The sequence below is a fragment of the Pseudomonas sp. R11-23-07 genome (assembly GCF_003852295.1).
In the GTDB taxonomy this organism is placed as follows: Bacteria; Pseudomonadota; Gammaproteobacteria; order Pseudomonadales; family Pseudomonadaceae; genus Aquipseudomonas.
Genome location: NZ_CP027761.1, coordinates 3506901 through 3531707 on the forward strand (window position 1 = coordinate 3506901; position 24807 = coordinate 3531707).

The window sequence follows — 24807 nt, forward strand, 5'->3', positions numbered from 1 at the left end:
CAGGAAAGAGCCCATGCGCTTATGGAAAACCGAACGCGGCGCCCTGGCTTTACTGCTGGGTGTCTCGGCCTTGCTCCTGCTGCTGGGCCTGGGCAGTCGCGAATTGTGGGGGCCGGAGACGCGCTGGGCGAATATCGCCCTGCAGATGCTGCAAAGCGGTGACTACTTCGATCCGTACCTGAAGGGCACGCCCTATTACGACAAACCCCTGCCCTCCTACTGGTTGATCACCGGCTTCGCCAACTTGATGGGTGGCCTTGGCCCGTGGTCACTGCGCCTGTCCTCGGTGATCGCCGCCTGGCTGAGCATCTGGCTGGTGTACCTGATCGGCGAACAGCTGTTTCGCAAAGGCACCGGGCTGATTGCCGGCTGGATGCTGGCCACCACCTTCTACTTCCTGTTCTGGGCCCGCGTGGCCACGGCCGATGTGTTGACCGTGTGCGGCGTACTGGCGGCGGTCTGGTGGTACTGGCGCGGGCCGGATGACACCCGGCTGGGCCGCTATACCGTATTCTTCCTGCTGCTGGCAGCCACATCGCTGTTCAAGGGCCTGATCGGGTTTGTGCTGCCGGGGCTCGCGCTGTTGCCACACCTGCTCAGCGAACACCGCTACAAACGCCACCTCAACCTGCGGCTGGTACTGGCCCTGCTCATCGCCGGCGCGTTCTACGCCATTCCCTTCGGACTGTCCCACCTCTACGGCGCCCCCACCTACGGCGAGAGCGGCCTGGAATTGGTGTTTCGCGAAAACGTCGTGCGCTTCTTCGACCCCTTCGACCATATGGGCCCGATCTACACCTACCTGATCTACCTGCCGGTCTACACCCTGCCGTGGGCGCCATGCTGGATGCTCGGCGCGTGGCTCGCCCTGCGCCACTGGCACCGCACGCCGCACAACGTACGCTGGCTGGTGTGGAGCCTGGGCCTGTTGTTCGTGTTCTTCACCGCCAGCGGCAGCCGACGCAGTTACTACGTACTGCCCCTGGTGCCCTTCGCACAGTTACTCGCCGCCTGGTGGCTGAGCGAGCACCTGCGCCAACACCCGGCCCGTTGGCCGCGCTGGCAAAAAAGCTTCGGCATCGCCGCCGGCCTGCTGCTGTTGGTGCTGGGCGTGATCTATCCCTGGACCACCGGCAACGGCGGCGTGACCCGCTTCGCCGAGGACGTCCAAGCCCAGGCGGTGAAGAGCGCGCCGTGGAACCAATGGCAACTGGTACTAGTGGAAGTCGACAACAAGTTACCCATGTACCTGCAGAACGGCGGCAAACCGTTCTACTACGTGAACGAAACCCAGGACTTCCCGCGCCAGGGCGACAGCGCCGCGTTCATGGCCTGGCTGGAAAAAACCAGCGGCCAGGGGTTCGACCCGCAGCACACGATTATCGTCGCGCAGTACTCCAGGGAAGATCCCGCGCCGCTGGCGTTTCTGGGGGCGGATCATCAGGTGGTCACGACGCAACCGGATAATGGGGAGCGGTTGTTTCAGAAGCGGTCGGGGGGGAGCGTGGCGTTTGTTCCCGAAGGGCATTGAGACGCGGGCAATGCATAAGCGAGCACGGCCACTGTTGGGTCACACAATAGCTGGCGTTTCGTCATGTTTAACAAAGACCGGGCCGCTTCGCGCCCCAGCGGGAGCAAGCTCCCTCGCCACAGGGGACCGAGAGGTGTCAGGGCTGCCTGCGATCGTTCCCACGCTCCGCGCGGGAATGCAGCCCGTGACGCTCTGCGTCACCTGTAGGCAGTAGCGGTTGGCGAGACGCGGAGCGTCCCAGGAGGCGTTACCACGCAGAGCGTGGGAACGATCCCCTGTCGTTCACCCGCTGAAACATTTTCAAAGGGCCAGCAAGCCACATCTCTTTAAATTGCAGGACGTTTCCGAGACAATCCCCGCCGCCTTGTGCCGGTTGGAATCGGTGGCTAGTCTGCGGCCTGTCACTGCTCATCAGTGATCGGGTTTAGTCGCTCGGATTCCAGTTGTGCGCAAGCTGTCACCATGTTCATGGTGGCTGTGCGCAGGGCACCTTAGGGTGCGCCGGGTCCAACTGGCCGGTCGACTAACCTGCGTACAGCCGCCACCCTCCGTTTAGTCGCGAAGGGTGTGGCTCCTTACCTTCCAGTTGGAGTTACACCATGAACAAAGTCCTCCCCGATCCACCCTTCGATCCCGCCAAAGACCGTGCCGCGTTCAACCGGGCCATCGACCATTACCTTCCCACCCAAGGATTCCACAGCGTCAACGAAGATTTGAGCTTCGAAGATGCGCTGCTCTACACCGCCAGCTTGCTCGACAGCGCTTCGGCGACGGCGTTGGATTGCGGGGAGTTGCTGAGCAGCCCTGAGCGGGCGAAGATCCTGGCGGTGTGGCATTTGCTGGAGATTGCCAAAACAACCGTGGATCGCTCCATCGAGTGCATGAAGCCTTCGAAAACGGCCTGATATGCAATATTTTCTTCGGCTGTCAGGCCGCCATCGGGGGCAAGCCCCAATGCCAGTCAGTTAAGGCTTTTTTGTAGGAGCGAGCTTGCTCGCTAAGAACTCAGGGCCCCCGCGTTTATTCAGAATGAACGCGTTGCCTGGCCGTTTTTCGCGAGCAAGCTCGCTCCTACAGTGGCATTGGGGCAAGTCCCCACAGTTGGATCGTGGAGTCTCAGTTGGATACCCGGCGGTTATCAAGCCCACCCGCCAAGGCGATCGTTCCCATGCTCCGCGTGGGAAAGCAGCCCGTGACGCTCTGCGTCACCTGTGTCCAGTAGCGGTTGGCGGGACGCGGAGCGTCCCAGGAGGCGTTACCACGCAGAGCGTGGGAACGATCCCCTGTCGTTCACCCGCTGAAACATTTTCAAAGGGCCAGCAAGCCACATCTCTTTAAATAGCAGGACGTTTCCGAGACAATCCTCGCCGCCTTGTGCCTGTTGGAATCGGAGGCTAGTCTGCGGCCTGTCACTGCTCATCAGTGATCGGGTTTAGTCGCTCGGTATGTCACAAGGCGCATGGTCACATGGAGTTTTATGGTGGCTGTGCGCAGGGCGCCTTCGGGCGCGCCGGATTTCCTTGTGGCCGGTCGACTAACCTGCGTACAGCCGCCACCTTCGTTTAGTCGCGAGAGGCGTCGGCTCCAATACTCACAAGGAGCTACACCATGAACAAAGTCCTCCCCGATCCACCCTTCGATCCCGCCAAAGACCGCGCTGCGTTCAACCGGGCCATCGACCATTACCTGCCCACCCAAGGATTCCACAGCGTCAACGAAGATTTGAGCTTCGAAGATGCGCTGCTCTACACCGCCAGCTTGCTCGACAGCGCTTCGGCGACGGCGTTGGATTGCGGGGAGTTGCTGAGCAGCCCTGAGCGGGCGAAGATCCTGGCGGTGTGGCATTTGCTGGAGATTGCCAAAACAACCGTGGATCGCTCCATCGAGTGTATGAGGCCGTTGAAGACAACCTCATAAAATGTGGCGAGGGAGCGTGCTCCCTCGCCACGGCTCAGCGCTGTTTCTTGATTGACTGGCTTTGCTGCCGCGAGAAAAAAGGGTCGCGCAGGTGAATCTGTGTACCGCGTTGGGCGATGCGTGGGGCGAGCCACCGAGCCTGGCGGTCGCGCTAGAGCAACTTCAGGCCGATATAGGAATAGCCGTTCCAGTCGCGTCCATTCAGTTGCTGTTTGTCCCCATAACTATCCAAAAAGCCGTCGACCACTGCCATTGAATGACGCAAGTCGGCTATCGTGCCGCTGGCTCCGTTGAGGAAGTCCTGGACGGTTGCGGGGGCAACGAAGTTCTTTAAGCCCAGGCGACGCAACGCCTGCCCCGGATACTCGCCATCATTCAAACTGCGCATCGCGGCGGCAAAGCTCTGATTGGCCGTGCCGTCGTTATTTTCGAGATACGCGCGCTTGGCGCTGACGGCATATAAGAACTGCGCATTGACCAGTACATCATTGGGTCGGTCGGCGCCGAAGTTCGCGCCGGCCTGGGCCTGGTGCAACTCATCACGGGTGATGTCCAGCTTGAACCCATCACGCATGACGATACGGTAGCCGGCGTCGGTGGCGTGGACGGAGGTGTAAATACCGTGAGGGTTGTGACCGAATCTCATCATGGCGGCTTTAATGGCGGATATCGTCACGCAGTTGCCTTCCTGCAACTGATAGAAGTCCTTGAAAATATCAGCAGGTTTGACGCCCCTATTCGTCGACGTTCCCTTCAGGAAGTCGTGGCGATTATCGACGGGCCGTTCATTCACTGAGTCGTTATCATAAGGTAGATTATCCATCGGGTCAGGCGAGGGTTTCACGTCGACTTGCGTTTTAAATCGCGCTGACAGCAGTACTAATAAACGCCCCAACTCCGTGACCAGCCCACTTAACTGTTCAGCCGCTCCGGCGCGTGCAACTTCAATCGAGGAACCTGGAGAAATGACGGCGGCACTTGCCTCGGCAAAACCAGGCGCAGCATAACTAACGCTAGGCACTAACATCTTCAGTCACTCACATAATTGACTTAAAAAAAGGCGCACGAAACTTGAGCGCCATAATCACCATGGCCCAGTGTTCCAATGACAATAAGCAGATTTAATACGCTGTACTTATCCCATTCAATCGCTAAGCGTTACAACCTTCAACGACGGCGAAACGGGCTGGTTATATAACTGCCCCTCCATGACCCCATCAAAGAGCGCACCATTCTTGTGTCGCTCGCCCTTGTCCAATGGCACCCCGACGCGCGCGCCCAGTGCACTGGCATCGATGATCTGCATATGTTCTTTGAGGCCCAGGTACGACAACGCCGCGCCGCCGCCGATGCCCTGTCCCGCTGCCGCCAGTACCCCCGGATAAGTACGGTGGGCGTGGTAAGCGCTGTCCTTGCCATAAATGCTGTAGAACGGGTCCGTTGCATTGTTGCGCGCCTGCTCCAGGTGCTGACGCTTGCTCATTACCCCAAACAGAAATTGCGCATCCTTGACCATGCCTTCATCGCCGCCACTGAATTTCGCCGCCTTGGCCGCCAGTTGCAGCTCTTCACCGGTGATATGCAGCTTGAAGCCGTCTTTCATCGTGACGTTATAGCCATCTCCACTCTTGACGACTTGCGTGAACACCCCGGTTGGATTTTGCCCGAAGGTGGCCATGGCCACCTTGATCGCCGCCACGTGTTCTTCTCTGCCCGTGGTACCCAGGTAGGGAAAGTTCTCATAGGTGGCGCGCAGCCCGTTGCGGATATCGTCGGGTTTTTGCCCTGGGGCTTTTTCAGACAAAAACGTGTTCGACGGCTCGCTGTTGTTATCGGAAAACATTTCAATAAGTTCAGTATCGAAAGCGTTTCGGCTACTGGCCAGATCTGACCGATTCATGAACGGTGCCAGTTGTTCTTTCCATCGGCTTCTACTGGGCTGCGCGGCATCGGGGATCGGCGCGATATCGACCGGCGGCCTGGGAATAAACGGTTTGGGTATTACGGTCACGGGTGGCTGTGGGGTGGGAGGCAAACTTCCCTCGTTCATCCACGTTTTAAGTGTTGTTACCAGCGTCGTGAGTAAGTTCAACAGCTCAGCTGTTCCTCGATCATTACCGCTCGACTGGACAGTTCGACCAATCGCATGATGAGCTGGCACTTGTCCGAAACGATTGAATCGATCGGAAGTTGAAGGGCCCTGTGTGTTTTCAACTTGCGCAGACGTTGCATAGGCGCAATAAGCCTGTCGAGTGTCAGACGTGTTAAGCGTGACCATCTTGTATAGCCTCATTTAGCAAAGGATGGGAATCGCACCAGGCAACTCACACTGCGATTCAGGAAACATTACTTGCCAACCGACACCGTCGGTCTTGATGCAACAAGTCCTCATGCGTGGCAAGCCAGTGGGAAAGGTTCCTGATATCAGAGGCGTAACAGGTAACAACGTCCTTCTATTTCAGCTGATTTCCATCGGACAATTCCTCAACGGCGACGTTTTCATCCGAACAATCCTCAGCGCAATTTCAGCTGCCGCAAGCGATTTGATGGCGGTGCATCAGCCACAAATGAGCCAGCTGAACCGCCGCTATCGGGGGCAAGCCCCCTCCCACATTTGACCTCCAGCGCCCGCCAGACCGCGCCTGGCTACCAGCTTCCCATCGCCAGGCTATAGGGCGAAAACTCGGCGAACTGCCAACGCAAGGCCAATGCTGCCGGACGGCGGACCACCTGTTCCACGGTCACCGTCCATAACCGCTGCGCCCCTTCGAACTCGGCCACTTGCGGCCCGCTGAGGATCAGCGAAGTACGCCCGGCCACTTGCAGTACGTCACCCGATTCAAAATCGATGAATAACAACCCCGCCAGCGGGTTGGCTTGCAGGTTGCCGAGGGTGTTGAAGAACAGGTTGCCGGCAAAGTCCGGAATGGTCAGCACATTGCCCTCGACCCGCACAAAACCGGTGCTGCCGCCGCGATGGGAAACATCCACCGAGCGCTCGCCGTGCAGGTCGACATAACTGGCGACGAAGAAGGTGTCGGCATTGCGGATCATTGTGTGTGCAGCGCCATCCAGGCTGTCGCTGCGCTCAGCCACGCTGCCAGGTTGGCGCGCAATGGTATCGACAGGTCGCAGTTGGATGTATTTGGGACAGTTGCCGAAGCTCTGCACCACGTCCACCGCAAAGCCGTCGTGATCCAGCGCGCCGATGCGCCCGTTCATGCGATTGCGACGGCGGGTGTTCAAGTCGATACCGAGCACGCCGACGGACGCGCCGACCGCTAGGCCCGCCCCGGCGGGATCGCTTCTGCAGGGCAGGCTGTCGATTTGCAACCGCTGCGGATCAGGCGAATGGGCGAAGCCTGGCGCGCCTTCGAGCATCGTTGCCCATGGAATGCCGTGTTCATCCACCACGCCCAGCATCAGGTAAGGCAACAAGGGAAAGAAATCGCGATGCTGCTCCGGCAGGTGATCGCGTATCACCTTGGGGCCGATCACGGCCATGCGTTCGGCCACGCCGGCACTTTCCTGCAGTTGCCTTTCGCCGCTATGCCAGGGGGATGCGTCGATCGCGTTCATGGCGTTCACCTCTCGTTGTGATAGCTGGATGCTGCGCCTGACCTGTCGCCGAGAGAATGACCACCCCAGGCAATCCACTGTTACTCCAACTGAAACGCCGGGTGCTCGCGCAAGGCCGCCACACAGTCATCCACAAAACTGCGCACGCGCATGGACGCATGGCGACCTTCGCGATACACCACCTGCACCGGTACCGCAGGCAATTCAAAGCCAGGCAATACGCGACGCAGCCGGCCGCTCAGCAAGTGCTCGTGCACCGGGTAGCTCAGGCAACGCAGCAGCCCTGCCCCCGTTAAGGCCGCATTGATGGAACCCTGCACCGTGGCGCAGCGCAGCCGTGCGCGGGCCTTGAGCTGATAGTGCGCGAAGTCCCACTGCACCGGGTCGGTATTGGCGATCAAATGATGCTGCTTGAGGGCGGCGGGATGCTGCGGTTCTCCGTGGGCGGCCAGGTAACCGGGGCTGGCGCAGAGGATATGCCGCACATGCCCCACCGGCCGTGCGATCAATGACGAGCTGGGCAACTCGCCGATCAGCACCGCCACGTCCAGCCCTTCTTCGTGCAGGTTCGGGTAGTAGTCGTGATAGTGAGCCACCACACGTATCTGCGGGTAACGGTCCATATACGCGGCCAGTACCGGCGCCATCACATAGCGGCTGAACAGCAACGGCAAGAATATCCGCAGATTGCCCTGGGCCTGGCTATGCAACCCTTTGGCCGAAGCTTCAGCCGCCTCCACCGCCGCCAGCAGCCGCACACAGTCGGCCATATAGGCATCGCCCGCGTCGGTCAGGCTGACCCCACGGGTACTGCGCTGCAACAACGTTACGCGCAAACGCCCTTCCAGACGCGCAATCGCCCGCACCAGGGTCGGGCCGGAGACCTGCGCCACGCGCGCCGCCGCCGCCAGGCTCGGTTGCCCGGCCAGCGCCGCGAACAACTGCATATCGCGATAACGTTCCATCAGTCGCGCGGCTTAATCAGCGGTTTCAGGGCCACGTCACGCCCCAGCCGATCGGCAAGGAAATCGACGAAGGTGTGAACCTTGGCCGGCACTCGCCCGTTGTTCTGGAATACCACCTGCACCGGCAGCGCTGCCGGCTCGAAATCCTGCAGCACAAGCTCCAGCTCACCCGCCGCCACCGCCGCCGCCACCTGATAGGACAGCACCCGCGTCATGCCCCAGCCCAGGCGCGCCAGGTTGATCGCGGCGTTGTTCGCAGTGACCACCAGGCGCGGCTCGATAGCTACCGTCAGCGCCTGGCCGGCGTCGACAAATGCCCATTCATCCAGGCGTTGGCTGGCGGATGAGGCCACGATCTTCGCTTCACGCAAGTGTTCAGGCCGTTGGGGTCGCCCATGCCGGTCGAGGTAAGCGGGCGATGCGCACACCACCCGGCGCACTTCGCCGACCTTGATCGCCTGCTGCCCCGGCTCGTGCAGATGACCGATGCGCACGGCCACGTCGACGCCTTCGTCGCTCATATTGACCACACGGTCGACCAGCAGCGCATTGATGCTCACCTGGGGAAAGCGGTCGAGATAATCGCCCAGCGTCGGCGCCACGAACAGCTCGCCGAACAGCACCGGGGCGGTCACGTTCAGTTGCCCGCAGGGGATCGAATAACTGCCCGCTGCCGCTTCCTCGGCCTCGTCCAGCTCGGCGAGGATGCGCCGACAGTCTTCCAGGTAACGCTGCCCGGCTTCGGTCAAGTGCAGGCTGCGGGTGGTGCGCGCCAGCAGCTGGGTGCCGATGCGTTGTTCCATGGCGGCAATCGCCCGGGTCACGCTGGGCGGCGAGGTGTTCAGACGCCGTGCGGCGGCGGCAAAGCCGCCCTCGTCGGCCACCGCGAGGAACACCTGCATTTCATGAAAACGGTCCATCGACGCCCCTTGCTGGTTACTCTGATTGCAGACCCGCCGCCGTGCGCGGCATGCCGACGAAACCCGGCAGCGCTTCAATGCTGGCCAGCCAGGCGCGCACCTGAGGATAGTCGGCCAGCGACACATTGCCTTCCGGCGCATGCGCCGTGTAGGTGTAGAACGCGATATCGGCAATGCTCGGCGAATCGCCAGCCAGGAAGCGGCTCTCGCCCAGTTGCTGCTCCATTACGTTCAGCAGTGCATGGGCACGGTTGATGGCGACGTCCGCGTCCACGTCGGCGCCAAACACCGTGGCCAACCGCGCAGTGGCAGGCCCGGCATGCAATTGACCGGCCGCAGCCGAGAGCCAACGCTGCACCCGTGCCTGCCCGACCGGATCAGCGGGCAACCACTGGCCGTTGCCATAGGTGGCAGCCAGGTAGACCAGGATGGCATTGGAGTCCGCCAGTATCGTCCCGCCATCGTCGATCACCGGCACTTGGCCAAAGCGGTTAAGGGTGGCAATGAATTCGGGCGATTTATGCGCGCCTTGCTTGAGGTCCACCAGGATAAATTCCATGGGCAGGCCCAGCAGGGACAGCATCAGCTCGGCCCGATGGGAGTGGCCGGACAAGGGGAAACCATACAGTTTGATTGCGGGCATGACGGACTCCAGGGCGTTGTCGACCGAATATCGTGTCGATGGCTGCAATCTTCTTATGTACCAACCGTCAGCGGAATTACCAGATTGTACAATCCAGCATTTCAGATAATGAAACAATAACGCGATTCCGCGCTGACGCTGCTAGCCGGCAGTCAGATAAGCTCCCTGGAATTCGAGTGCGCGAATCCTGCGGTAATCCGCCTCGATCACCACTGGGTCGGTATGAACCAAATACACTGTGCCCGGCTGACTGAATACATCCTGGGTCACGCCGATCGGCTGGCCGTTCTCAACGTAAAACACTGCCTCGAAAAACGACTCGAGCTTGAGCAGTTGTTGCAAAAAACCATCCTTTTCGAAGCTGCCTTCTGAGCGGTTGATCAAGCAAACGTTGTAGGCATGTTGCAGGCGCCGATAATCAACCTTCCGTGCCAACCGCTGCCGAAAGACCTCCGGCTGCAGGAGGGATAAAACCACAGCGTCGATCTGTCCAAGGCCAGTGGTTTTCCTTGAGACGTCTGGTCGAAGAATGCCGTCGGTGCGGGCGGCAATTTCCACTAATTTCGGCCCGTCTTCAGTGAACATGACCTCCGCATGGCTAGGACCGTTTTGAATGCCGAGACACCGCACTACTGCTCGTGTGTAGTCGACAAGCACTGGATAAATCGGCGAATCGGACCCCATCAGTTCATCGATGTCGTAGAGAATGCCACCGCTCGGCGTTCGCTGCTTTTGGTAACGTACGACTTCAGTAACAAGCTGTTGTCCGTTGAGGGAGACCATATTCACCACATACTCCAGCCCCGCCAGGTATTCCTGAATAAGAACTTGGGTGTTAGGAATATCCAACTTATTGGTCGTCCCCAACAGACGCTCCACAGCAGCCTTGCAGGCGTGCCTATCTTCACAGATAAACACACCATCGGCGCCTGCGCTTTCGAGGGGTTTGATGACCACCGGATAACGTCCGTGCTCATCGATCCAATGTTGAGCAGCCTCCCAACAACCAGCCATGAACTGCCGTGCAGCCGGAATCTGCGCCTGGGTTATGCACTGGATCATTTCGTACTTGTTTCGACGCGCGTTGGTTTTGTCGAAATGATTGCGATAAGGCAGTTGCAATCGCTCATTCAGATAGTCAGCCAGGAGCACACCCGTTTCTGCGCCTGCAAGAATGAACTGCGGTTTGAAGCGTTGGACTTCCGCCAAAGTCGTTGCAAAATCACGATTGACGATCATCTGCTCATAGAGCGCGCAGTCAAAACCCTTGTAATAGTAACTGTCCAGCGTTTCTGATGAAGCCACATGCACCAGTACACAGCCTTCGTCCTTCAATCGCTTCGCCAAGAACTTCCCGGATGAAAACCCATCGACCATGACGACTCTCATACAACCTCCCTTTTCAATGCATGCAACGCCCTGCCCAACAGCAAAAAAACAATCACAGTAACCGCTGCAACGCTGGCAAAGGAGAATTCAACTCTCGCATCCATGTACTGCAGCAACAAGACAAATACAGGAAGCGTCAGCAATACCAGGGAAACGTGAATAGGCGCGAGGTAATAGATAGTTTTCTGGATCAGGTAAATAGGCAGCAAATGCCCTAACACCACCAGCACCGCCATAGGCGGAATCAACTCACGATCGAGTAAAAAACTGCCCCCCGTGGCAGGAATTGCAACGGCACAAACGCCAACCATTGCGATATTCCTAATACCCAGAATCTCGTAGACAGACCATTGGCGAGCGAACATTTCCTTGGAGAAAACCGTGTACATGACCGTGCCCAACGCGCACGCCAATACGCTAGCAATACCCAGGACTCGCTGCCCGCCGGTGGTGGTGACTACACCACTGTCCCCCATAAAGGAATTAAACAACATGATCGCTACCGAGATGAGTACCAGCCATGAAACCAGCGCATCCGCGAGAGCAACCTTGACGCTACGTTTGTTAAGCAACGAAATAACCAATGTGAGTGCAGGACCACAGGCTACCGAGGCAACCCCAACTACTGCAGGTTCGAGATAACGCAGCGCGTAGAACAGCCCTCCCCAATTGAGTAGAACCGCAAGATTGACCATCACAACCAATGGCCATTGGGCTCTTAATTTGGAGCACAGCGAACGCATATTTCGAAAGAACGCCCAAGCACCAAAAAAACAGGCTGATGTGATAAAACAATAAAAGATAACGTTCAGCGTACTGATCGATTGGGTGATCAACGCAACGTAGACGTCGAACGCTGCACTGATCAAGCAAAATACCAAGCCGATGATCAATCCGGTTCGTTGCATTAACATTTAGCGCGCTCGATGGTTTTCATTCAATGCTCACCCCATTCTCGCTAACCGCCACTTTCATAATTGTTTTAACGGCAAGCCCCGTCGTTCTCCTTACATTATCAGCCCCACCGTTTCCAACCTTCTCTACGGCGCATACGATATCTACCAACTCACCCCCAGCTGCTTTTACAGCTTCGACCAATGCAATGACCGCACCACCAGAACTTAATGTGTCATCAATAATGACCACTCGATCACCCGCCTCAACTCCATTGAGATAGAGCTGCCCTTGAAAGTATTCCGATTCAATAGCAACCACTTGCTCATTGAGACCACCAAGACTATAGGAATACCACCTTGCTATGGCTAAGGGAATGCCTGTTAATAGAGAGACGGTGGTCGCCAATGCCACACCCTTATCCTCCTCTGTGACAATTTTCGAAATATCATGATTCATAACTTTGATTACTTTATGAGCAACCTCCATCAGAACTTCTGGCCGCAATGCAGGTATCTGATCAGTAAACTCGTTCACGGTGGTAAGTGATTTCCCTGACCATACGACGTTGGCTTTTCTATAAATCTCTTCCAGTAACATAGTTCACCTCACTGTACTCAGGGTAGAGCCCATCCCAACGGCTCGCGTATTTCCAGGAACTATCAAAAAACACGGTAACTATGGTCTTGTTTTTGAGCGTTCGAACGAGCTCATCACACATCAGCAGATTAGCGCCACAGGTGGGTCCAATGGGGAGCTTTTCTGCCCTAATAAACTGTTTCATCCGAGACCACGTGCCAGAGCCATCAACCACCCTTACTTCATCAACTAGATCGGGATCTGTATTAGGCGACATCACCCCCGCGCCTAACCCCATTAAATTATGGGGACGATGATTAAACGGCAGTTTATTTCTCTGTGAGAACAAAGGCGCCGAACTACTAACTTCCAACGCTATCGTTATAATTTCGCCGTACGCTTGCTTTAATACCTCAGCAATACCAGAGAACGTGCCCCCTGTGCCAATTGAGCATACAAAAAAATCAGGCACGACATTCTGCACACCAAACTGCCTAATTATTTCATTGCCACAGACCCTCCAACCGTCTTTATTCAACAAACAACTGGACTGATCCAGATAATAGCTATTCTCAGACGGATTTTCCGACAAGTAAGCTTTCGCTTGGAGCACTGAACCCGACAAGAACAATTCTTTTGGAGTTTCCACTATTTCAGCATTATAAGAGCGTATCTGCGCTTTCCGCTCCTCAGTCATACCTTCAGGCATAAATATCTTTACTTTGTAGCCTTTTAATCTGCCGATCCAAGCCAGTGCGGCGCCTCCATTTCCAGTAGAGCAGTCAATCAGCGTCATACCCGGCTTAATAATTCGGGCCTCTTCCAGTCGACTCACAATATTTAAATACGTTCGATCCTTATGACTTCCGGAAGGGTTCAGAAACTCGCATTTGGAAAAGACCCTATTCCCATTTTCGGAAAGCGACGCCAATTCGACTAGCGGCGTGTTGCCAATATCCTCCAGCTCCATCTCCAAACCCCTGAACACGTTGCGGTAGCCTCAAACGCTAGCAAATCATTCGAAAAAATAATAGCTAGCAAAACGGATAGGTAGGCACAGGTAAAACACCCATCTATTCGCCTGAAGAAATGTAGGTAAGAACTTTCTAGCAAAACGCCCAAAAACTACGTTTGGGGTTAATTATTAATACATACACTAAGGAACTTTCCTACAGTACTTTTAACTTACAAGCGCACTCCTCAAACCGCTCCTGCAAAGTCCGATGACTGCCCGAGAACCACCGCCGGTACATCAACAGCACTACCCCTACCGTGCCCAACACTGGCGCTGCCGCAAAAATCAATCACGGGTCGAACCGCGCCAGTCCTCATGCCGGGGAGGCGGTGGGATTCCTGATTGCCTCACCAACAACCTGTGGCGCGAAGTTTTCACGAAAAAATTCAAACTATCGCCACTCTCATCGTTCACACCTTCACGTGCAACGCAAAGTAGGAGGCAACATGCAATACCGACAACTGGGTCATTCCGGCCTGCTGGTCTCGGAAATCATCCTGGGCACCGTGCCGTTTGGCGGTCGCGCCGAGTTCGAGAAATGCGGTGCGGTGGACGTGCCCCAGGCCAGGCGTATGTTCGATATCGCGTTCGATGCCGGGGTGAATATGATCGATACCGCCGACCTGTACTCCCATGGCCTGGCCGAGGAAGTGGTTGGTAAAGCCCTGGGCGACAAGCGCAACGACATCTTGCTGGCAACCAAGGGCCGCAGCCCGGTGGACCAGAACCCGAACAATTCCGGCTCATCGCGCTATCACCTGATCCGCGCCTGTGAAGCCAGCTTGAAGCGCCTGGGCACCGACCATATCGACTTGTACCAACTGCACAACTGGGACGGCCTGACCCCCATCGAAGAGACGCTCGAGGCGCTGCGCCTGTTGGTCGGTTCGGGCAAGATCCGCTACTTCGGCACCAGCAACTTCACCGCCTGGCAAATGATGAAAACCCTGGGCAAGGCCGAGTTGCACGGCATGCTCAAGCCGATCACCCAGCAGATCTACTACACCCCCGAATCCCGCGAGGCCGAGTACGAGCTGCTGCCGCTGGCATTGGACCAGCAGGTCGGGACGCTGGTGTGGGGACCGATGGGTGAAGGCCTGCTGACCGGCTCGACCCGGCGCGGGCATAAACCACCGGCCAATACCCGCCAGGGCAGCGACTGGCCGGAACCCTACGTGCACGACCAGGAACGCGCGCTGGACATCATCGAAACCCTGGCTGCCGTGGGCGATGAACACGGGGTCTCGGTGGCGCGCACTTGCCTGGCGTGGCTCAAGGATCGCCCGGGGATCACCTCGCTGATCGTCGGCGCCCGCACCGAGGCGCATCTGCGCGACAACCTTGCCGCCACCGAGCTGAAGCTGACCGAGGAGCAATCCTCACGCATCGAGGCCGTGACGCGTCGCCAGCCGCTGTATCCGTACTGGCACCGGTTTACCGCAGGGATCGATCGCTTCGATCCGGCGGAGCAGCCGTTCCTTGCCGAGCATCAAAAAACCATGGATGCGCGCAAGGACAAATAACCTTCGGCGACACAGCCGTTCAACAGGTGGGAGGGGCCTGTGCCCTCTCACCTTGATCAAGGAGATCGCTTTGATCGCGCAAATCATGATCGCCGCCCTCGGCGTCGTCGCTATCTGGTTCAGCCAAAGCAAACGCCTGCACGTACGCCGCTACGCCTGCCTGTTCGGCATGGCCGGCCAGCCGTTCTGGTTCTGGTCGTCGATCAATGCCGAGCAATGGGGCATCGTGCTGCTCAGTTGTTTCTATACGGTGGCCTGGGCCAAGGGCATCAAGACCCATTGGATTGATCGCAAGGCCGACGGGTAGCGCTTATGATTGAGCCTACCCATCGCTGAGAGCCTTTCAATGCGCAACCTGATTTTCGCCAGCGCCTGCCTTTTATCCATTGCCCTCACCGGTTGCCAGCAAACCCCACCGGCCAACGACCAGCTCGACGCCGTGCTCTGGACCCAAACCTCCATCGAGCACGAGCTGATCTACCGCCAGCTGTTCGCCAACGCTACCCGCCAACTCGATACAGCCCTGGCCGATCCCACCTGGGACGCCCTGCCCTTGCCTGCACGGGATTTGAAAGGATTGCCCCCGGCCGTGGTGGTCGATATCGACGAAACCCTGCTGGACAACGTGCCGCTCAATGCCCGTGACATTATCCATAACCAGGTCTATTCCTATGACCGCTGGAACACCTGGGTCGATCAAGCCAAGGCCCAGGCGCTGCCCGGTTCGGTGGCGTTCCTGCAGGCGGCTCGGCAAAAAGGCATCGAGGTCTATTACCTCACCAACCGCGAACACAGCCAGGTCGCGGCCACAGTCAGAAACCTGCGCTTGCGTGGTTTTCCGATCGAGCGCGACGAACAGATCCTGGCCGCCAGCACCCCCATCGGCCATTGCGAAAGCGCCGGCTACGGCAAGACCTGCCGCCGCCAATGGGTCGCCAGCCACGCGCGCGTGCTGCTGATGGCCGGCGATTCCCTGGGGGATTTCGTACAGGCCGAGCACAACACCCTGGCGGCCCAGCGCAAGGCAGTGGCGCCCTATGTGAACTGGCTGGGGCAGCGCTGGTTTCTGCTGCCCAATCCGACTTACGGCAACTGGTACAGCGCGCCGTATGGGGATAATGAGACGTTGCCATTCGAGCAAAAGCGCAGGCTCAAACAGCAGGCATTGCAGTTGTAGCCCGCCGGCCTGTCATTGACGAGGAAACGCGAAATGCCCGCCCTGATACTCCAGCCCGCCATTCCGGGCATTGCGCTGCGCCGATGGCGCCTGTTACACCGCGTCAAGCAAACCCATGCCGCACAGATGTTCAACGTAAACCAATCGACGTTGTCCCGCTGGGAGAATGGCCTGCAAGCCATGGACGCTGCCGCGCATCAACAGCTGGAACGGTTGCTGTCCGCTCGGCTTGACACCGCAGCTGATCAGGCCCTGGCTGGGCTGGTCAGAGACAGCTCGCGCGCCGTACACCTGGTGTGCGACCTGACGCACCGCCTCCTGGCCTGTTCGCCCTCCCGCGCCGCCCAGTTCAGCCGCCCGTTGGTCGACTTGATGGGCCAATCGCTGTGGCGTTATGCGACAGCGGAAATCCGCCAGGTGGAAGCCGCGTTGGATCACACCGGCTGGCGCGAGAACCAGGCGCCGCCAGCGCTTCAATTCAGCACCGGCAGCAACGACTCCAGCCTCGTGCCGATCCGCCCAAGCCTGTGTCGCTGGACACGCCTGATCCTCAGCGATGGCAGCGCCGCGCGTCTGGTCGAGACGCTCTGACCGGCCTCGTGCATTTTTTATGCGTGGACGCACCGCGCCAGCGCACCTAGGCTTACCTGCATCATCAACCTGATGGAGGCAGCGTCATGGACTTCGAAAAAATCAAAGGCCGCCTCGACTTTCTGCGCGAAGCCGAGAAACTCAAGGACGTGCTCAGAAGCGCCCACACCGCTTCGGGACGCACGGAAAGTACCGCCGAACACAGTTGGCGCCTGTGCCTGATGGCGATGGTGTTCGCCGATCAACTGCCCGGCCTGGACCTGCTTAAAATCCTCAAGATGTGCGTGATCCATGACTTGGGCGAAGCCATTAACGGTGACATTCCAGCAGTCAGCCAGGCGGCGTTTCCCAACAAGGGCGAGCAGGAGCGGCGCGACCTGCTGCAGTTGACCCAAGCCCTGGATGGGCCCCTGAAAAGCCAGATTCTGACGCTGTGGGATGACTACGAGAACGCACTGTCGCCGGAAGCCAAAGCCGTCAAGGCGATGGACAAGCTGGAGACCCTGCTGCAGCACACCCAGGGCCTCAACCCGCCGGATTTCGATTACGCTTTCAACCTGGCATACGGCAAGAAACATACGGATGCCGAGCCCTTATTCGAGGCGCTGCGTGCGCTGATCGACCGCGCTACCCAGGAACGCCTCGACGCCGCGCAGTGACTGACATCACCCGGCCCTGGCCGCCACCGCCTCCACTTCCACCAACGCCCCCGGCAGGGGCAGCGCCACCACCTGCAACGCGGTGCGCGCCGGTTTGTTCGGTTGTTCGAGGGTGCCGAAGAACTGCGTATAACCGCGCTGCAACCCGGCGAAATCCAACCTGCCGTCGGTTTCAGCGGCGCCCACCAAAAACACCCGCAACTGCACGATATCGCCCAGGTCCAGGTCCTGCTGCTGAAGGATTTTGCGCAGTTTGTTGAACACCGAAACCGTTTGCACTTCGGTGTTGCCGTAAACCCCAGGGACGTTCGGGTCGGCCAGGTCCGGCAAGGTGCCGCTGACGAAGATCAGGCTGGCCGAGGCCGGTACGGTCACGGTTTGCGAGATGGGAAAATCGCCGACGCTGGTGCGTTGGATACTGTCGCTCATGGTGTTGCTCCTTGATTGAAGGTTTACACAAATCTCGAAGGCTGCCCCATACCCTTTGTGGCGAGGGAGCTTGCTCCCGCTGGGCCGGGATGGCGGTCACCCAGCTCCCAGCTCAACACGATTGGGACCGCTACGCAGTCCAGCGGGAGCAAGCTCCCTCGCCACGACAGCGCAGTCTCATGACGCGGCCACGGCCGCGATCTGTCGTTGTTGGGTGACGCGCTCGGCCAGTTGCGCAACCACATGCCGCGCCGAATTGGCCGCCGATTCCTGCCAGATGCCCACGCCGCTTTGCACCAGACCGTCGCCGGCGAAGTACACGCGGCCGTGGGCCTGTTCGAGCAGCGCGCTGGCATCGGCCGGGAAGTGTTCGCGTTGCAGCCACGGGCCTTCGCTGTAGGGGATCTGCTCCCAGGACACCGCCAACGGATGGCGCAGGTGCCTGGAGTAACCGGGATGCAGCAGTTCCACGGCGTGCCGGGAAGCGGCGTATTGCGCGTCGAACGACTGCGCGCCGAACACGTCGGCGCCCTCCCCGGTGACGTAACCGGCCACCAGCACGCCTTCGCGGGTATTGAGGTCGTTGCTCGGGTACCACAGCAAGCGCGCCGGGTGTTCGACCCAGGACAGGCCGCCATAAGTGCGATAATCGGTTTCCCAGAAGCGCGGCGATTGCCACGCCACTTTGGTTGCCTGGTCGCTGCGGGTGCTGAGCAAGGCCGCCTTGATCGGGTCGCTGAAGTCGGTGTCGAGTTTGGCCAGCAACGGCAGCGGCAAGGTAGAGACCAGGTAATCAGCGCGCACCACCTGTTCACGGCCGCTGTGCTGGTCGTGATAGGTCACCGCGACGCCGTCTCCCAACTGGCGAATCTGCCGTACCTGTGCGCCCAGCTGCACCTGCTCGCGCACGCGCTGGTAGAACGCCTCGGTGATCCGGTCCATGCCGCCCACCGGCTGGAACATGGTTGCCGAAAACTCCGGGAATTCGGTGTGCAGCAGCGCGCCCCACAGCTCTGGATGCAGCAGGCGTTCAAGATCGAGCGGCCGCGCGCTGGCTGGCAGTGCACCGGGGTGCGCAGGCGATTCCAGGTGGCCGGAACGCAAGCTGCCCTCGTACGCCAGCGCTTGGGAAAGGTCGCCATACACCTGCAGGAACGCGAGCAGTCGCGTGCGTTCATCAAGGGTCAAGACGTCGTCAAGCGCATCACGCTGCACCGCCTTGGCGAGCAAGCCGGACAGATGCCCGCGTGCATCGTTGACCGCCTGGCCGACGGTGAACGCCGGTTGCTGCAGGTCGGGCCGCACCTGGGCGCCATGGCTGCTGTTGACCAGCACTTCCAGGGGCACGCCCAATTCGCTGCAATAGTCGAGGATCGTGCGATGCTGGCTGGGAATACGCGCAGGGCCGGCGTTGAAATACTGGCCCGGATCGAACGCCACGGTTTGCGAGCGGCCATCCTTGTAGTCCACGCGGTCGCCGTTGCGCAGGGTCCAAGTGCGCCCACCCACGCGGTCGCGCGCCTCCAGCACCTGCACGGTGAACCCGGCCCGGCTCAGTTCCAGCGCGCTGACCAGCCCGGCAATCCCGGCGCCCAGCACCAGCACGCGGGTGCCCTGCCCCACGCCGTTCTTGAGTTTCAGCGGTTGCGGGCGCCGGTGTGAAGACGGCCCCAGGCCCAATGCGGCCAGCGCATCCTCGACCGCCTTTTCGCCGCCGACTGCAGCAATGCTGGACAGCGCTTCACGTCGTGTCAGTGTCATGTTCGCGACTCCTAATCCGGTAGGCCCGGTGGGTTGATCAGCGATGCATCGACGCGCTCCACATCCAGCCCCCAGCGCTGCAGCACCTGCGCGTATTGCCCTCCGGCAATCGCACCTTCCAGGGCGGTGTGGATCGGCTTGACCAGGCCGTTGTCCTTGCGCGTGGTCACGGCGATATCCGCCTGCAACGGCCAGCCGCCATTGACGGTGCCGACGCGCTTGATGCCGCCGGTGATTGCCGCCGAATAGGCGTACACCGAGTTGGGCCCGAACAACGCATCGCTGCGCCCCGACTGCACCGCCAGCTGCGCGGCGGCCTGGTCGTCGAAGTACTGCAACAGTGCAGGCTTGAGGCCGGCCTTTTCATTGGCCTCGTTCCACGCCAGCAAGACTTTTTCCTGATTGGTCCCGGAGCCGACGATGATCTTCAGCCCGGCAATGTCGGCGGCCTGTTTGATCTCGCTGATCGGGCTGGTGCTCTTCACGTAAAACCCGAGCACGTCCTGTCGATAGGTGGCGAAGTCAAAGCGCTTCTTGCGCGCCTCGGTCACGGTGACGTTGCTGATCACCGCGTCGTACTTGCCCGAACTGACGCCCAGGGGCCAGTCTTCCCAACTGGTCTGCACAACGTTCAGTTGCAGGCCGAGGCTGTCGGCGACCAACTGCGCGGTGTCGGCTTCGCTGCCGATGGTGGTCTTGTCATCGCTGGCCAGCAGCGCCAGTGGTGGCCCGGCCACACCGGACACGGCCACGGTGAACTTGCCCGGCTGGGCGAACTTGAAGCCCGGCGGGATTTGCGCGATGGCCGCCTCGTTACGGGGCGCATGAATGCGCGGGCGGTCGGGGCTGAGGTCGACCTGCTGCACAGCAAACGCGTGTTGTGCGGTGCCGACGGCAAGCGCCAGCAAGGCCACGCGCAGGGGATGGTTAAACATGGGCAGTCACTCCTTGAACTAAAGCACCTTGCCGAGAAAGGCCTGGGTGCGGGGATGTCGGGGTTGGCGCAAGATCTGTTCGGGCGGGCCTTCTTCGATCAACTGGCCGTCGCAGAGAAACACCACATGGTCGGCCACCTCGCGGGCAAAGCCGATTTCGTGGGTGACGATCACCAGGGTCGCGCCCAATCGGGTCAGGCCCTTGATCACGTCGAGCACTTCGCCCACCAGCTCCGGGTCGAGGGCCGAGGTGGGTTCGTCGAACAACAACACCTTGGGGTCCAGCGCCAGGGCACGCGCAATGGCGACGCGCTGTTGCTGGCCGCCGGAGAGTTGGCGTGGGTAGGCCTTGAGCTTGTCCGCCAGGCCGACCTTGGTCAGCAGTTCGGCGGCTTTGCCCTGGGCTTCGGCCCTGCTCCAGCGTTTGTGGGCCAACGGCGCTTCGGCAACGTTTTCCCAGGCGGTGAGGTGCGGGAACAGGTTGAAGTTCTGGAACACGAAGCCCACGTCGATGCGCCGCTTGAGAATTTCGCGCTCCTTGAGCTCGTAGAGCAGGTCACCCTTGCGCCGATAGCCGACGTACTCGCCGTCGATGGTGATATGCCCGCTGTCGATCTTTTCCAGGTGATTGATGGTGCGCAGCAAGGTGGATTTGCCCGAGCCGGACGGCCCGAGGATCACCGTGACTTTGCCCGGATCGATGGTCAGGTCGATGTTATCGAGTACCTGATGGTTGCCGAACCGCTTGCCCACGCCCTGGATCTGGATGCGTCCTGCGCGTGCTTCAGCCATGGGATTTCTCCTTGAGCCAAAGGCGCAGGCGTTGCAGCGGTGTCGGCGGCAACACGCGCGCGGTGCCACGGGCGAAATGGCGCTCGACGTAATATTGGGCGCTGGTCAGCACCGTGGTGATGATCAGGTACCACACCGTGGCCACGATCAGCAGCGGGATCACCGCCTGGGTGCGGTTGTAGATGACCTGCACGGTGTAGAACAGCTCCGGCAGGGCCAGCACGTAGACAATGGACGTGCCCTTGACCAGGCCGATGATTTCGTTGAAACCCGACGGCAAAATCGAGCGCAAGGCCTGGGGCAAGATGATCCGGAAAATCCGCCGCGAGGCCGGCAGCCCCAATGCCGCCGCCGCTTCATGCTGGCCGGCATCCACTCCGATCAAGCCGCCGCGGATGATCTCCGCCGCGTACGCCGCCTGCATCAGGCTCAGGCCCAGCACCGCCACGGTGAACTGGCTGAGCACATCCACGGTGGACCATTGCGCGAACACCTGCTCGGTGAACGGCACGCCGATCACGATGTGGTCGTACAGGTAGGCAAAGTTGTAGAGGATGATCAGCACCAGCAGCGCCGGCATCGAGCGGAAGAACCAGATATAACCCCAGGCCAACGCCGCCAGCAGCGGCGAGCCCGACAATCGCGCCAGGGCCAGCGCGGTGCCGAGAATGACGCTGAACAGCGTGCTCAGCAGCGTCAGCAACAGGGTCTGCCCCAGGCCGCGCAGCACCGACGGCGAGAAGAACCACTGGCCGAACACGCCCCACTCCCAACGCGGGTTGGTGGCCAGGGAGTGCACGATGGCGAGCAGCACCAGCGCGGCAAAGATCGACCCGGCCCAGCGCCACGGATGCCGGGCCGGCACCACCTGCAGGGCCTTGATCGGCGTGGAGGCGCGGCGCGTGCGGATCGGGTAATGGTTGACCTCATCGATCAGGTCGTAGGGTTTGGCGACAATGGGCATGTTCTATTCCTCGCAGGCCTCAGAAGGCATAAGTCAGCCGGGTGTAGTAGTACCCGCCGGTAAAACCATAGGGCGAATAGGTGCCGTAGCTGGCGAGCATGGTGCTGCTCGGCACGCCTTGTTTCTTGGGGTAAATGTCGAAGAGGTTCTTGGCGCCGATGGCCAGGTTGAGGTCTTTGGTGAGGTTGTAGCCAAGGTCGAGGTCGGTGATCCATTTGGCGCTGTAGACGCGGTCCAGGTCGCGATTGGCCGAGGCGTTGACTTCCTTGTAGGCGCCGTAGCGCGTCAGGGCCAGGTTGAGGTTCACGCGCCCGATGCTCCAGTCACCGCCGAGGATCAGCTTGGTGTTGGGTTGCACGTCGGTGATCAGGTTGCGCGCCTCGCGATCCATCAGCTCGTAGGAGGTGCCGAGGATAGTGGTCGACTCTTTGTAATTGAGGATCTTGGTCTGGTTCCAGTTGAACGCGGCCGTCCACTTCACGGCACCGAACGCGCCCAGGTCGTGGTTGTAGCTGCTGACCAGGTCCAGGCCCTTGGTGCGGGTGTCGGCACCGTTGATGAAGTACTGGCCGCCGGAGGTGGAGTTGACGCCGTTGTTCTGCAACACCTGGGTAACTTCCGGCCCGAGCAAGGTGCCCGTGAGGGTGATGCGGTCGCGCAGGTTGATCACGTAGGCATCGGCGGTGAAGCTCAGGCGGTCGGTGGGGGTGAGGGTGAAACCGAGGCTGAAGTTGGTGGAGCGTTCGGGCTTGAGGTCCTCGGCGCCCAACGCCTTGGCCGCCGCCGAACCGACTGGCAATACGCCGTAGTTGATCGACTGGTACACCCCGTCGACCACGCCATAGGTGGTCGAGCGTGCACTGAACAGGCTGTTGGCCAGGGATGGCGCACGGAAGCCATTGCTCACGGTGGCGCGTACGGCCAATTGCGGCGTGAAGTCGTAGCGCGTGGTCAATTTGCCGCTGCGAGTAGCACCCACGCCCTGGTTGTAATGCTCATAACGCACGGCGGTGCCCACGTACCAGTCCGGCAGCGGGTTGAAGCCCGCATCCACGTAACCTGCGACGCTATTGCGCGAGGCGGTGCTTTCTTCGTCCGGGGAAATGCCGTTGGTGACCTGGGCCCCGGACGACGCGCAATTGCCCGGTGCCACGCAGTAGCCGCCGTTGGCATAGGACGCGTAGTCACCGGCCTGCACCTCATAGGTGTCGCGCCGGTGCTCGAGGCCATAGGACAGGTCCAACGGCTTTTGCAGGCCGATATCGAAGCCGCGCTTGACGTCCAGGTTGGTGGTCAGCTCGGTGGAAATCCAGGTGCCGGAGGTGAAGCTGTTCGGCGTGGCCTCGCCCAGGGACGGGTTCTGGTTATGGGTGGTGCCCTGCTCCGCTTCGTTGCGCCCGTAGGTGGTGGACAGGTCCCAGTCCCACTCGCCCACGGTGCCTTTGCCGCCGAAGGCGGCCTGGAAATCGTCTTCGTCGATGTACCAGGTGGGCGTGTAGCCGGCCGGATAACCGTTGGGCCCGGTGGTGATGGTGTTGGTGATGGTCGGCAGGCGAAAGTTCTGGCCCTGCTCGGCCTTGCGCCGTGAGTAAGTGGTGAAGGAGTACAGGCTCAGGCTGTCGTCGATCGGCAGTTCGGCGTTGTAGCCCAGGGTCAGCAGGTTGGTCTTGGGCGTGCCGTAGCCGCCGTAAGTGGACTTGCCGGCCAGGCCGTAGGCTTGCTCATAGCTGTAGCCGTTGGCGCTGGCCTTGTTGTCGTCATTCTGGCTGCGCGCATCCAGGGCCAGTTGCACGATGCCGCCGTCGCCGATTTCAAAGCCTTTGTTGAGGCTTTGCTGCACGGTCTGCTTCTTGCCGTCATAGCCAAGGCCGGCGTTGGTCATCGAGGTGCCGCTGGTGTCGGCCTTGAGGATCACATTGATCACCCCGGCGATGGCGTCGGAACCATACTGGGCGGCGGCGCCGTCGCGCAGCACTTCCACATGGTCGATGGCGCTGATGGGGATCAGGTCCAGGTCAGCCGGTGCGGCGCCGGTGTTGATGCCGTTGATGTTCAGGGTCGCGCTGGTATGACGACGCTTGCCATTGACCAGTACCAGCACCTCGGCGGCGCTCAAGCCACGCAAGTTGGGCGCGCGGGCAATGCCGCTGGCGTCCCAGCCGGTTTTTTCCGGTAGCGTCAGCGATGGAATCACCGCACTGAGCGCTTCCATCAAACCGGGTTTACCGGTGCTTTGCAGTTGTTTGGCGCTGACCACATCGATAGGCACCGGGCTGCTGGTGACCGTGCGTTGCTCGGCGCCACGGTTACCGGTGACGACCACGGTGGACAGGGTGCTGTCGCCCTGGGCCTGGGCCGCGGCGGCCAGCAGGGACAAGGTCAAGGCTGCGGTGGGGGGTAGAACATGCTTCATCGCTGATCCCGGTTTTTCAAATCGCAGGGTCGGGCAGGCACGCGCCAGACGCGGCATGGCCGGTGTTCAAGGTGTGGGTGCGGTTTGAATTAGGTGTGGGGCGAGCGAGGGGCTTGAAGGGGCAACATACG

25 protein-coding genes are annotated in these 24807 nt (G+C 60.0%); 9 read left to right on the top strand and 16 right to left on the bottom strand.

What is annotated here, in order from left to right; all coding sequences use genetic code 11:
- Positions 1-13: 13 nt before the first annotated feature.
- From C4J84_RS15980 to C4J84_RS15990, 3 genes are all read left to right on the top strand, one after another.
- A complete protein-coding gene (locus tag C4J84_RS15980; protein WP_124371197.1) occupies positions 14-1531 on the top strand; it encodes a glycosyltransferase family 39 protein in 1518 nt (505 codons plus the stop codon).
- Positions 1532-2130: 599 nt separating this feature from the next.
- A complete protein-coding gene (locus C4J84_RS15985; protein WP_124371198.1) occupies positions 2131-2436 on the top strand; it encodes a DUF6124 family protein in 306 nt (101 codons plus the stop codon).
- A 703-nt stretch (positions 2437-3139) separates the two neighbouring features.
- Complete coding sequence (locus C4J84_RS15990; protein ID WP_124371199.1) at positions 3140-3448, top strand: DUF6124 family protein; 309 nt, start codon at positions 3140-3142, stop codon at positions 3446-3448.
- Positions 3449-3599: 151 nt separating this feature from the next.
- On the opposite strand, the gene C4J84_RS15995 is transcribed toward C4J84_RS15990, so the two are convergent.
- Both C4J84_RS15995 and C4J84_RS16000 read right to left on the bottom strand, forming a co-directional pair.
- A complete protein-coding gene (locus C4J84_RS15995; RefSeq protein ID WP_256681355.1) occupies positions 3600-4469 on the bottom strand; it encodes a hypothetical protein in 870 nt (289 codons plus the stop codon).
- Between the two features lie 123 nt (positions 4470-4592).
- Entirely contained in the window at positions 4593-5540 is a 948-nt protein-coding gene (locus C4J84_RS16000; RefSeq protein WP_177412750.1) for a type III secretion protein, read from the bottom strand.
- A gap of 298 nt (positions 5541-5838) precedes the next feature.
- Between C4J84_RS16000 and C4J84_RS16005 the strand changes: the two genes are divergently transcribed.
- A complete protein-coding gene (locus tag C4J84_RS16005) occupies positions 5839-6066 on the top strand; it encodes a hypothetical protein (RefSeq protein WP_124371200.1) in 228 nt (75 codons plus the stop codon).
- A gap of 28 nt (positions 6067-6094) precedes the next feature.
- Here the strand turns inward: C4J84_RS16005 and C4J84_RS16010 are convergent, their stop codons facing one another.
- From C4J84_RS16010 to C4J84_RS16045, 8 genes are all read right to left on the bottom strand, one after another.
- Positions 6095-7027, bottom strand: coding sequence for a pyridoxamine 5'-phosphate oxidase family protein (locus C4J84_RS16010; RefSeq protein ID WP_124371201.1), 933 nt, complete (start codon positions 7025-7027; stop codon positions 6095-6097).
- An 80-nt stretch (positions 7028-7107) separates the two neighbouring features.
- The gene (locus C4J84_RS16015) at positions 7108-7992 is read right to left on the bottom strand and encodes a LysR family transcriptional regulator (RefSeq protein ID WP_124371202.1); all 885 of its coding nucleotides are present in this window, start codon (positions 7990-7992) and stop codon (positions 7108-7110) included.
- Positions 7992-8912: a LysR family transcriptional regulator gene (locus C4J84_RS16020; protein ID WP_124371203.1), complete on the bottom strand. Its 921-nt coding sequence runs from the start codon at positions 8910-8912 to the stop codon at positions 7992-7994. Before C4J84_RS16020 ends, C4J84_RS16015 begins: the two co-directional genes overlap by 1 nt.
- A 16-nt stretch (positions 8913-8928) precedes the next feature.
- A complete protein-coding gene (locus C4J84_RS16025; protein ID WP_124371204.1) occupies positions 8929-9555 on the bottom strand; it encodes a glutathione S-transferase family protein in 627 nt (208 codons plus the stop codon).
- A gap of 141 nt (positions 9556-9696) precedes the next feature.
- The gene (locus C4J84_RS16030; protein ID WP_124371205.1) at positions 9697-10944 is read right to left on the bottom strand and encodes an ATP-grasp domain-containing protein; all 1248 of its coding nucleotides are present in this window, start codon (positions 10942-10944) and stop codon (positions 9697-9699) included.
- The gene (locus tag C4J84_RS16035; RefSeq protein WP_164487779.1) at positions 10941-11858 is read right to left on the bottom strand and encodes a DMT family transporter; all 918 of its coding nucleotides are present in this window, start codon (positions 11856-11858) and stop codon (positions 10941-10943) included. The genes C4J84_RS16030 and C4J84_RS16035 overlap by 4 nt, the downstream gene beginning before the upstream one ends.
- Before the next feature lie 19 nt (positions 11859-11877).
- A complete protein-coding gene (locus C4J84_RS16040; protein WP_124371206.1) occupies positions 11878-12438 on the bottom strand; it encodes a phosphoribosyltransferase family protein in 561 nt (186 codons plus the stop codon).
- A complete protein-coding gene (locus C4J84_RS16045) occupies positions 12416-13387 on the bottom strand; it encodes a cysteine synthase family protein (RefSeq protein ID WP_124371207.1) in 972 nt (323 codons plus the stop codon). Before C4J84_RS16045 ends, C4J84_RS16040 begins: the two co-directional genes overlap by 23 nt.
- A 491-nt stretch (positions 13388-13878) precedes the next feature.
- Between C4J84_RS16045 and C4J84_RS16050 the strand changes: the two genes are divergently transcribed.
- The 5 genes from C4J84_RS16050 to C4J84_RS16070 all read left to right on the top strand — a co-directional run bounded on the left by C4J84_RS16050 (position 13879) and on the right by C4J84_RS16070 (position 17382).
- Positions 13879-14955, top strand: coding sequence for an aldo/keto reductase (locus C4J84_RS16050; RefSeq protein ID WP_124371208.1), 1077 nt, complete (start codon positions 13879-13881; stop codon positions 14953-14955).
- Positions 14956-15025: 70 nt separating this feature from the next.
- Positions 15026-15262 (top strand): hypothetical protein, encoded by a 237-nt coding sequence (locus C4J84_RS16055; protein WP_124363466.1) that lies wholly within the window; start codon positions 15026-15028, stop codon positions 15260-15262.
- Positions 15263-15301: 39 nt separating this feature from the next.
- Complete coding sequence (locus tag C4J84_RS16060) at positions 15302-16132, top strand: 5'-nucleotidase, lipoprotein e(P4) family (protein WP_124371209.1); 831 nt, start codon at positions 15302-15304, stop codon at positions 16130-16132.
- A gap of 33 nt (positions 16133-16165) precedes the next feature.
- The gene (locus tag C4J84_RS16065; RefSeq protein ID WP_124371210.1) at positions 16166-16723 is read left to right on the top strand and encodes a helix-turn-helix transcriptional regulator; all 558 of its coding nucleotides are present in this window, start codon (positions 16166-16168) and stop codon (positions 16721-16723) included.
- Positions 16724-16809: 86 nt separating this feature from the next.
- A complete protein-coding gene (locus tag C4J84_RS16070; protein ID WP_124367567.1) occupies positions 16810-17382 on the top strand; it encodes an HD family hydrolase in 573 nt (190 codons plus the stop codon).
- Positions 17383-17388: 6 nt separating this feature from the next.
- On the opposite strand, the gene C4J84_RS16075 is transcribed toward C4J84_RS16070, so the two are convergent.
- The 6 genes from C4J84_RS16075 to C4J84_RS16100 form a co-directional block, all read right to left on the bottom strand.
- A complete protein-coding gene (locus C4J84_RS16075) occupies positions 17389-17811 on the bottom strand; it encodes a RidA family protein (RefSeq protein WP_124371211.1) in 423 nt (140 codons plus the stop codon).
- 177 nt (positions 17812-17988) lie between these two features.
- Positions 17989-19572, bottom strand: coding sequence for an FAD-dependent oxidoreductase (locus C4J84_RS16080; RefSeq protein WP_124371212.1), 1584 nt, complete (start codon positions 19570-19572; stop codon positions 17989-17991).
- An 11-nt stretch (positions 19573-19583) separates the two neighbouring features.
- Positions 19584-20507, bottom strand: a complete 924-nt coding sequence (locus tag C4J84_RS16085; protein WP_124371213.1) for an ABC transporter substrate-binding protein — start codon at positions 20505-20507, stop codon at positions 19584-19586.
- 18 nt (positions 20508-20525) lie between these two features.
- A complete protein-coding gene (locus C4J84_RS16090; RefSeq protein ID WP_124435715.1) occupies positions 20526-21299 on the bottom strand; it encodes an amino acid ABC transporter ATP-binding protein in 774 nt (257 codons plus the stop codon).
- The gene (locus C4J84_RS16095; protein ID WP_124430012.1) at positions 21292-22263 is read right to left on the bottom strand and encodes an amino acid ABC transporter permease; all 972 of its coding nucleotides are present in this window, start codon (positions 22261-22263) and stop codon (positions 21292-21294) included. The genes C4J84_RS16090 and C4J84_RS16095 overlap by 8 nt, the downstream gene beginning before the upstream one ends.
- Before the next feature lie 19 nt (positions 22264-22282).
- Positions 22283-24676, bottom strand: a complete 2394-nt coding sequence (locus tag C4J84_RS16100) for a TonB-dependent siderophore receptor (protein WP_124435716.1) — start codon at positions 24674-24676, stop codon at positions 22283-22285.
- Between the last annotated feature and the right edge of the window lie 131 nt (positions 24677-24807).

Bases quoted from the DNA above. Each gene is read 5' to 3' on its own strand.
- C4J84_RS15980 (WP_124371197.1), top strand. From the start codon at position 14: ATGCGCTTATGGAAAACCGAACGCGGCGCCCTGGCTTTACTGCTGGGT.
- C4J84_RS16070 (WP_124367567.1), top strand. From the start codon at position 16,810: ATGGACTTCGAAAAAATCAAAGGCCGCCTCGACTTTCTGCGCGAAGCC.
- C4J84_RS15990 (WP_124371199.1), top strand. From the start codon at position 3,140: ATGAACAAAGTCCTCCCCGATCCACCCTTCGATCCCGCCAAAGACCGC.
- C4J84_RS16085 (WP_124371213.1), bottom strand. From the start codon at position 20,507: ATGTTTAACCATCCCCTGCGCGTGGCCTTGCTGGCGCTTGCCGTCGGC.
- C4J84_RS16075 (WP_124371211.1), bottom strand. From the start codon at position 17,811: ATGAGCGACAGTATCCAACGCACCAGCGTCGGCGATTTTCCCATCTCG.
- C4J84_RS16100 (WP_124435716.1), bottom strand. From the start codon at position 24,676: ATGAAGCATGTTCTACCCCCCACCGCAGCCTTGACCTTGTCCCTGCTG.
- C4J84_RS16045 (WP_124371207.1), bottom strand. From the start codon at position 13,387: ATGGAGCTGGAGGATATTGGCAACACGCCGCTAGTCGAATTGGCGTCG.
- C4J84_RS16080 (WP_124371212.1), bottom strand. From the start codon at position 19,572: ATGACACTGACACGACGTGAAGCGCTGTCCAGCATTGCTGCAGTCGGC.
- C4J84_RS16050 (WP_124371208.1), top strand. From the start codon at position 13,879: ATGCAATACCGACAACTGGGTCATTCCGGCCTGCTGGTCTCGGAAATC.
- C4J84_RS16060 (WP_124371209.1), top strand. From the start codon at position 15,302: ATGCGCAACCTGATTTTCGCCAGCGCCTGCCTTTTATCCATTGCCCTC.
- C4J84_RS15985 (WP_124371198.1), top strand. From the start codon at position 2,131: ATGAACAAAGTCCTCCCCGATCCACCCTTCGATCCCGCCAAAGACCGT.
- C4J84_RS16010 (WP_124371201.1), bottom strand. From the start codon at position 7,027: ATGAACGCGATCGACGCATCCCCCTGGCATAGCGGCGAAAGGCAACTG.
- C4J84_RS16095 (WP_124430012.1), bottom strand. From the start codon at position 22,263: ATGCCCATTGTCGCCAAACCCTACGACCTGATCGATGAGGTCAACCAT.
- C4J84_RS16005 (WP_124371200.1), top strand. From the start codon at position 5,839: ATGCGTGGCAAGCCAGTGGGAAAGGTTCCTGATATCAGAGGCGTAACA.
- C4J84_RS16030 (WP_124371205.1), bottom strand. From the start codon at position 10,944: ATGAGAGTCGTCATGGTCGATGGGTTTTCATCCGGGAAGTTCTTGGCG.
- C4J84_RS16065 (WP_124371210.1), top strand. From the start codon at position 16,166: ATGCCCGCCCTGATACTCCAGCCCGCCATTCCGGGCATTGCGCTGCGC.
- C4J84_RS16015 (WP_124371202.1), bottom strand. From the start codon at position 7,992: ATGGAACGTTATCGCGATATGCAGTTGTTCGCGGCGCTGGCCGGGCAA.
- C4J84_RS16035 (WP_164487779.1), bottom strand. From the start codon at position 11,858: ATGTTAATGCAACGAACCGGATTGATCATCGGCTTGGTATTTTGCTTG.
- C4J84_RS16090 (WP_124435715.1), bottom strand. From the start codon at position 21,299: ATGGCTGAAGCACGCGCAGGACGCATCCAGATCCAGGGCGTGGGCAAG.
- C4J84_RS16040 (WP_124371206.1), bottom strand. From the start codon at position 12,438: ATGTTACTGGAAGAGATTTATAGAAAAGCCAACGTCGTATGGTCAGGG.
- C4J84_RS16025 (WP_124371204.1), bottom strand. From the start codon at position 9,555: ATGCCCGCAATCAAACTGTATGGTTTCCCCTTGTCCGGCCACTCCCAT.
- C4J84_RS16020 (WP_124371203.1), bottom strand. From the start codon at position 8,912: ATGGACCGTTTTCATGAAATGCAGGTGTTCCTCGCGGTGGCCGACGAG.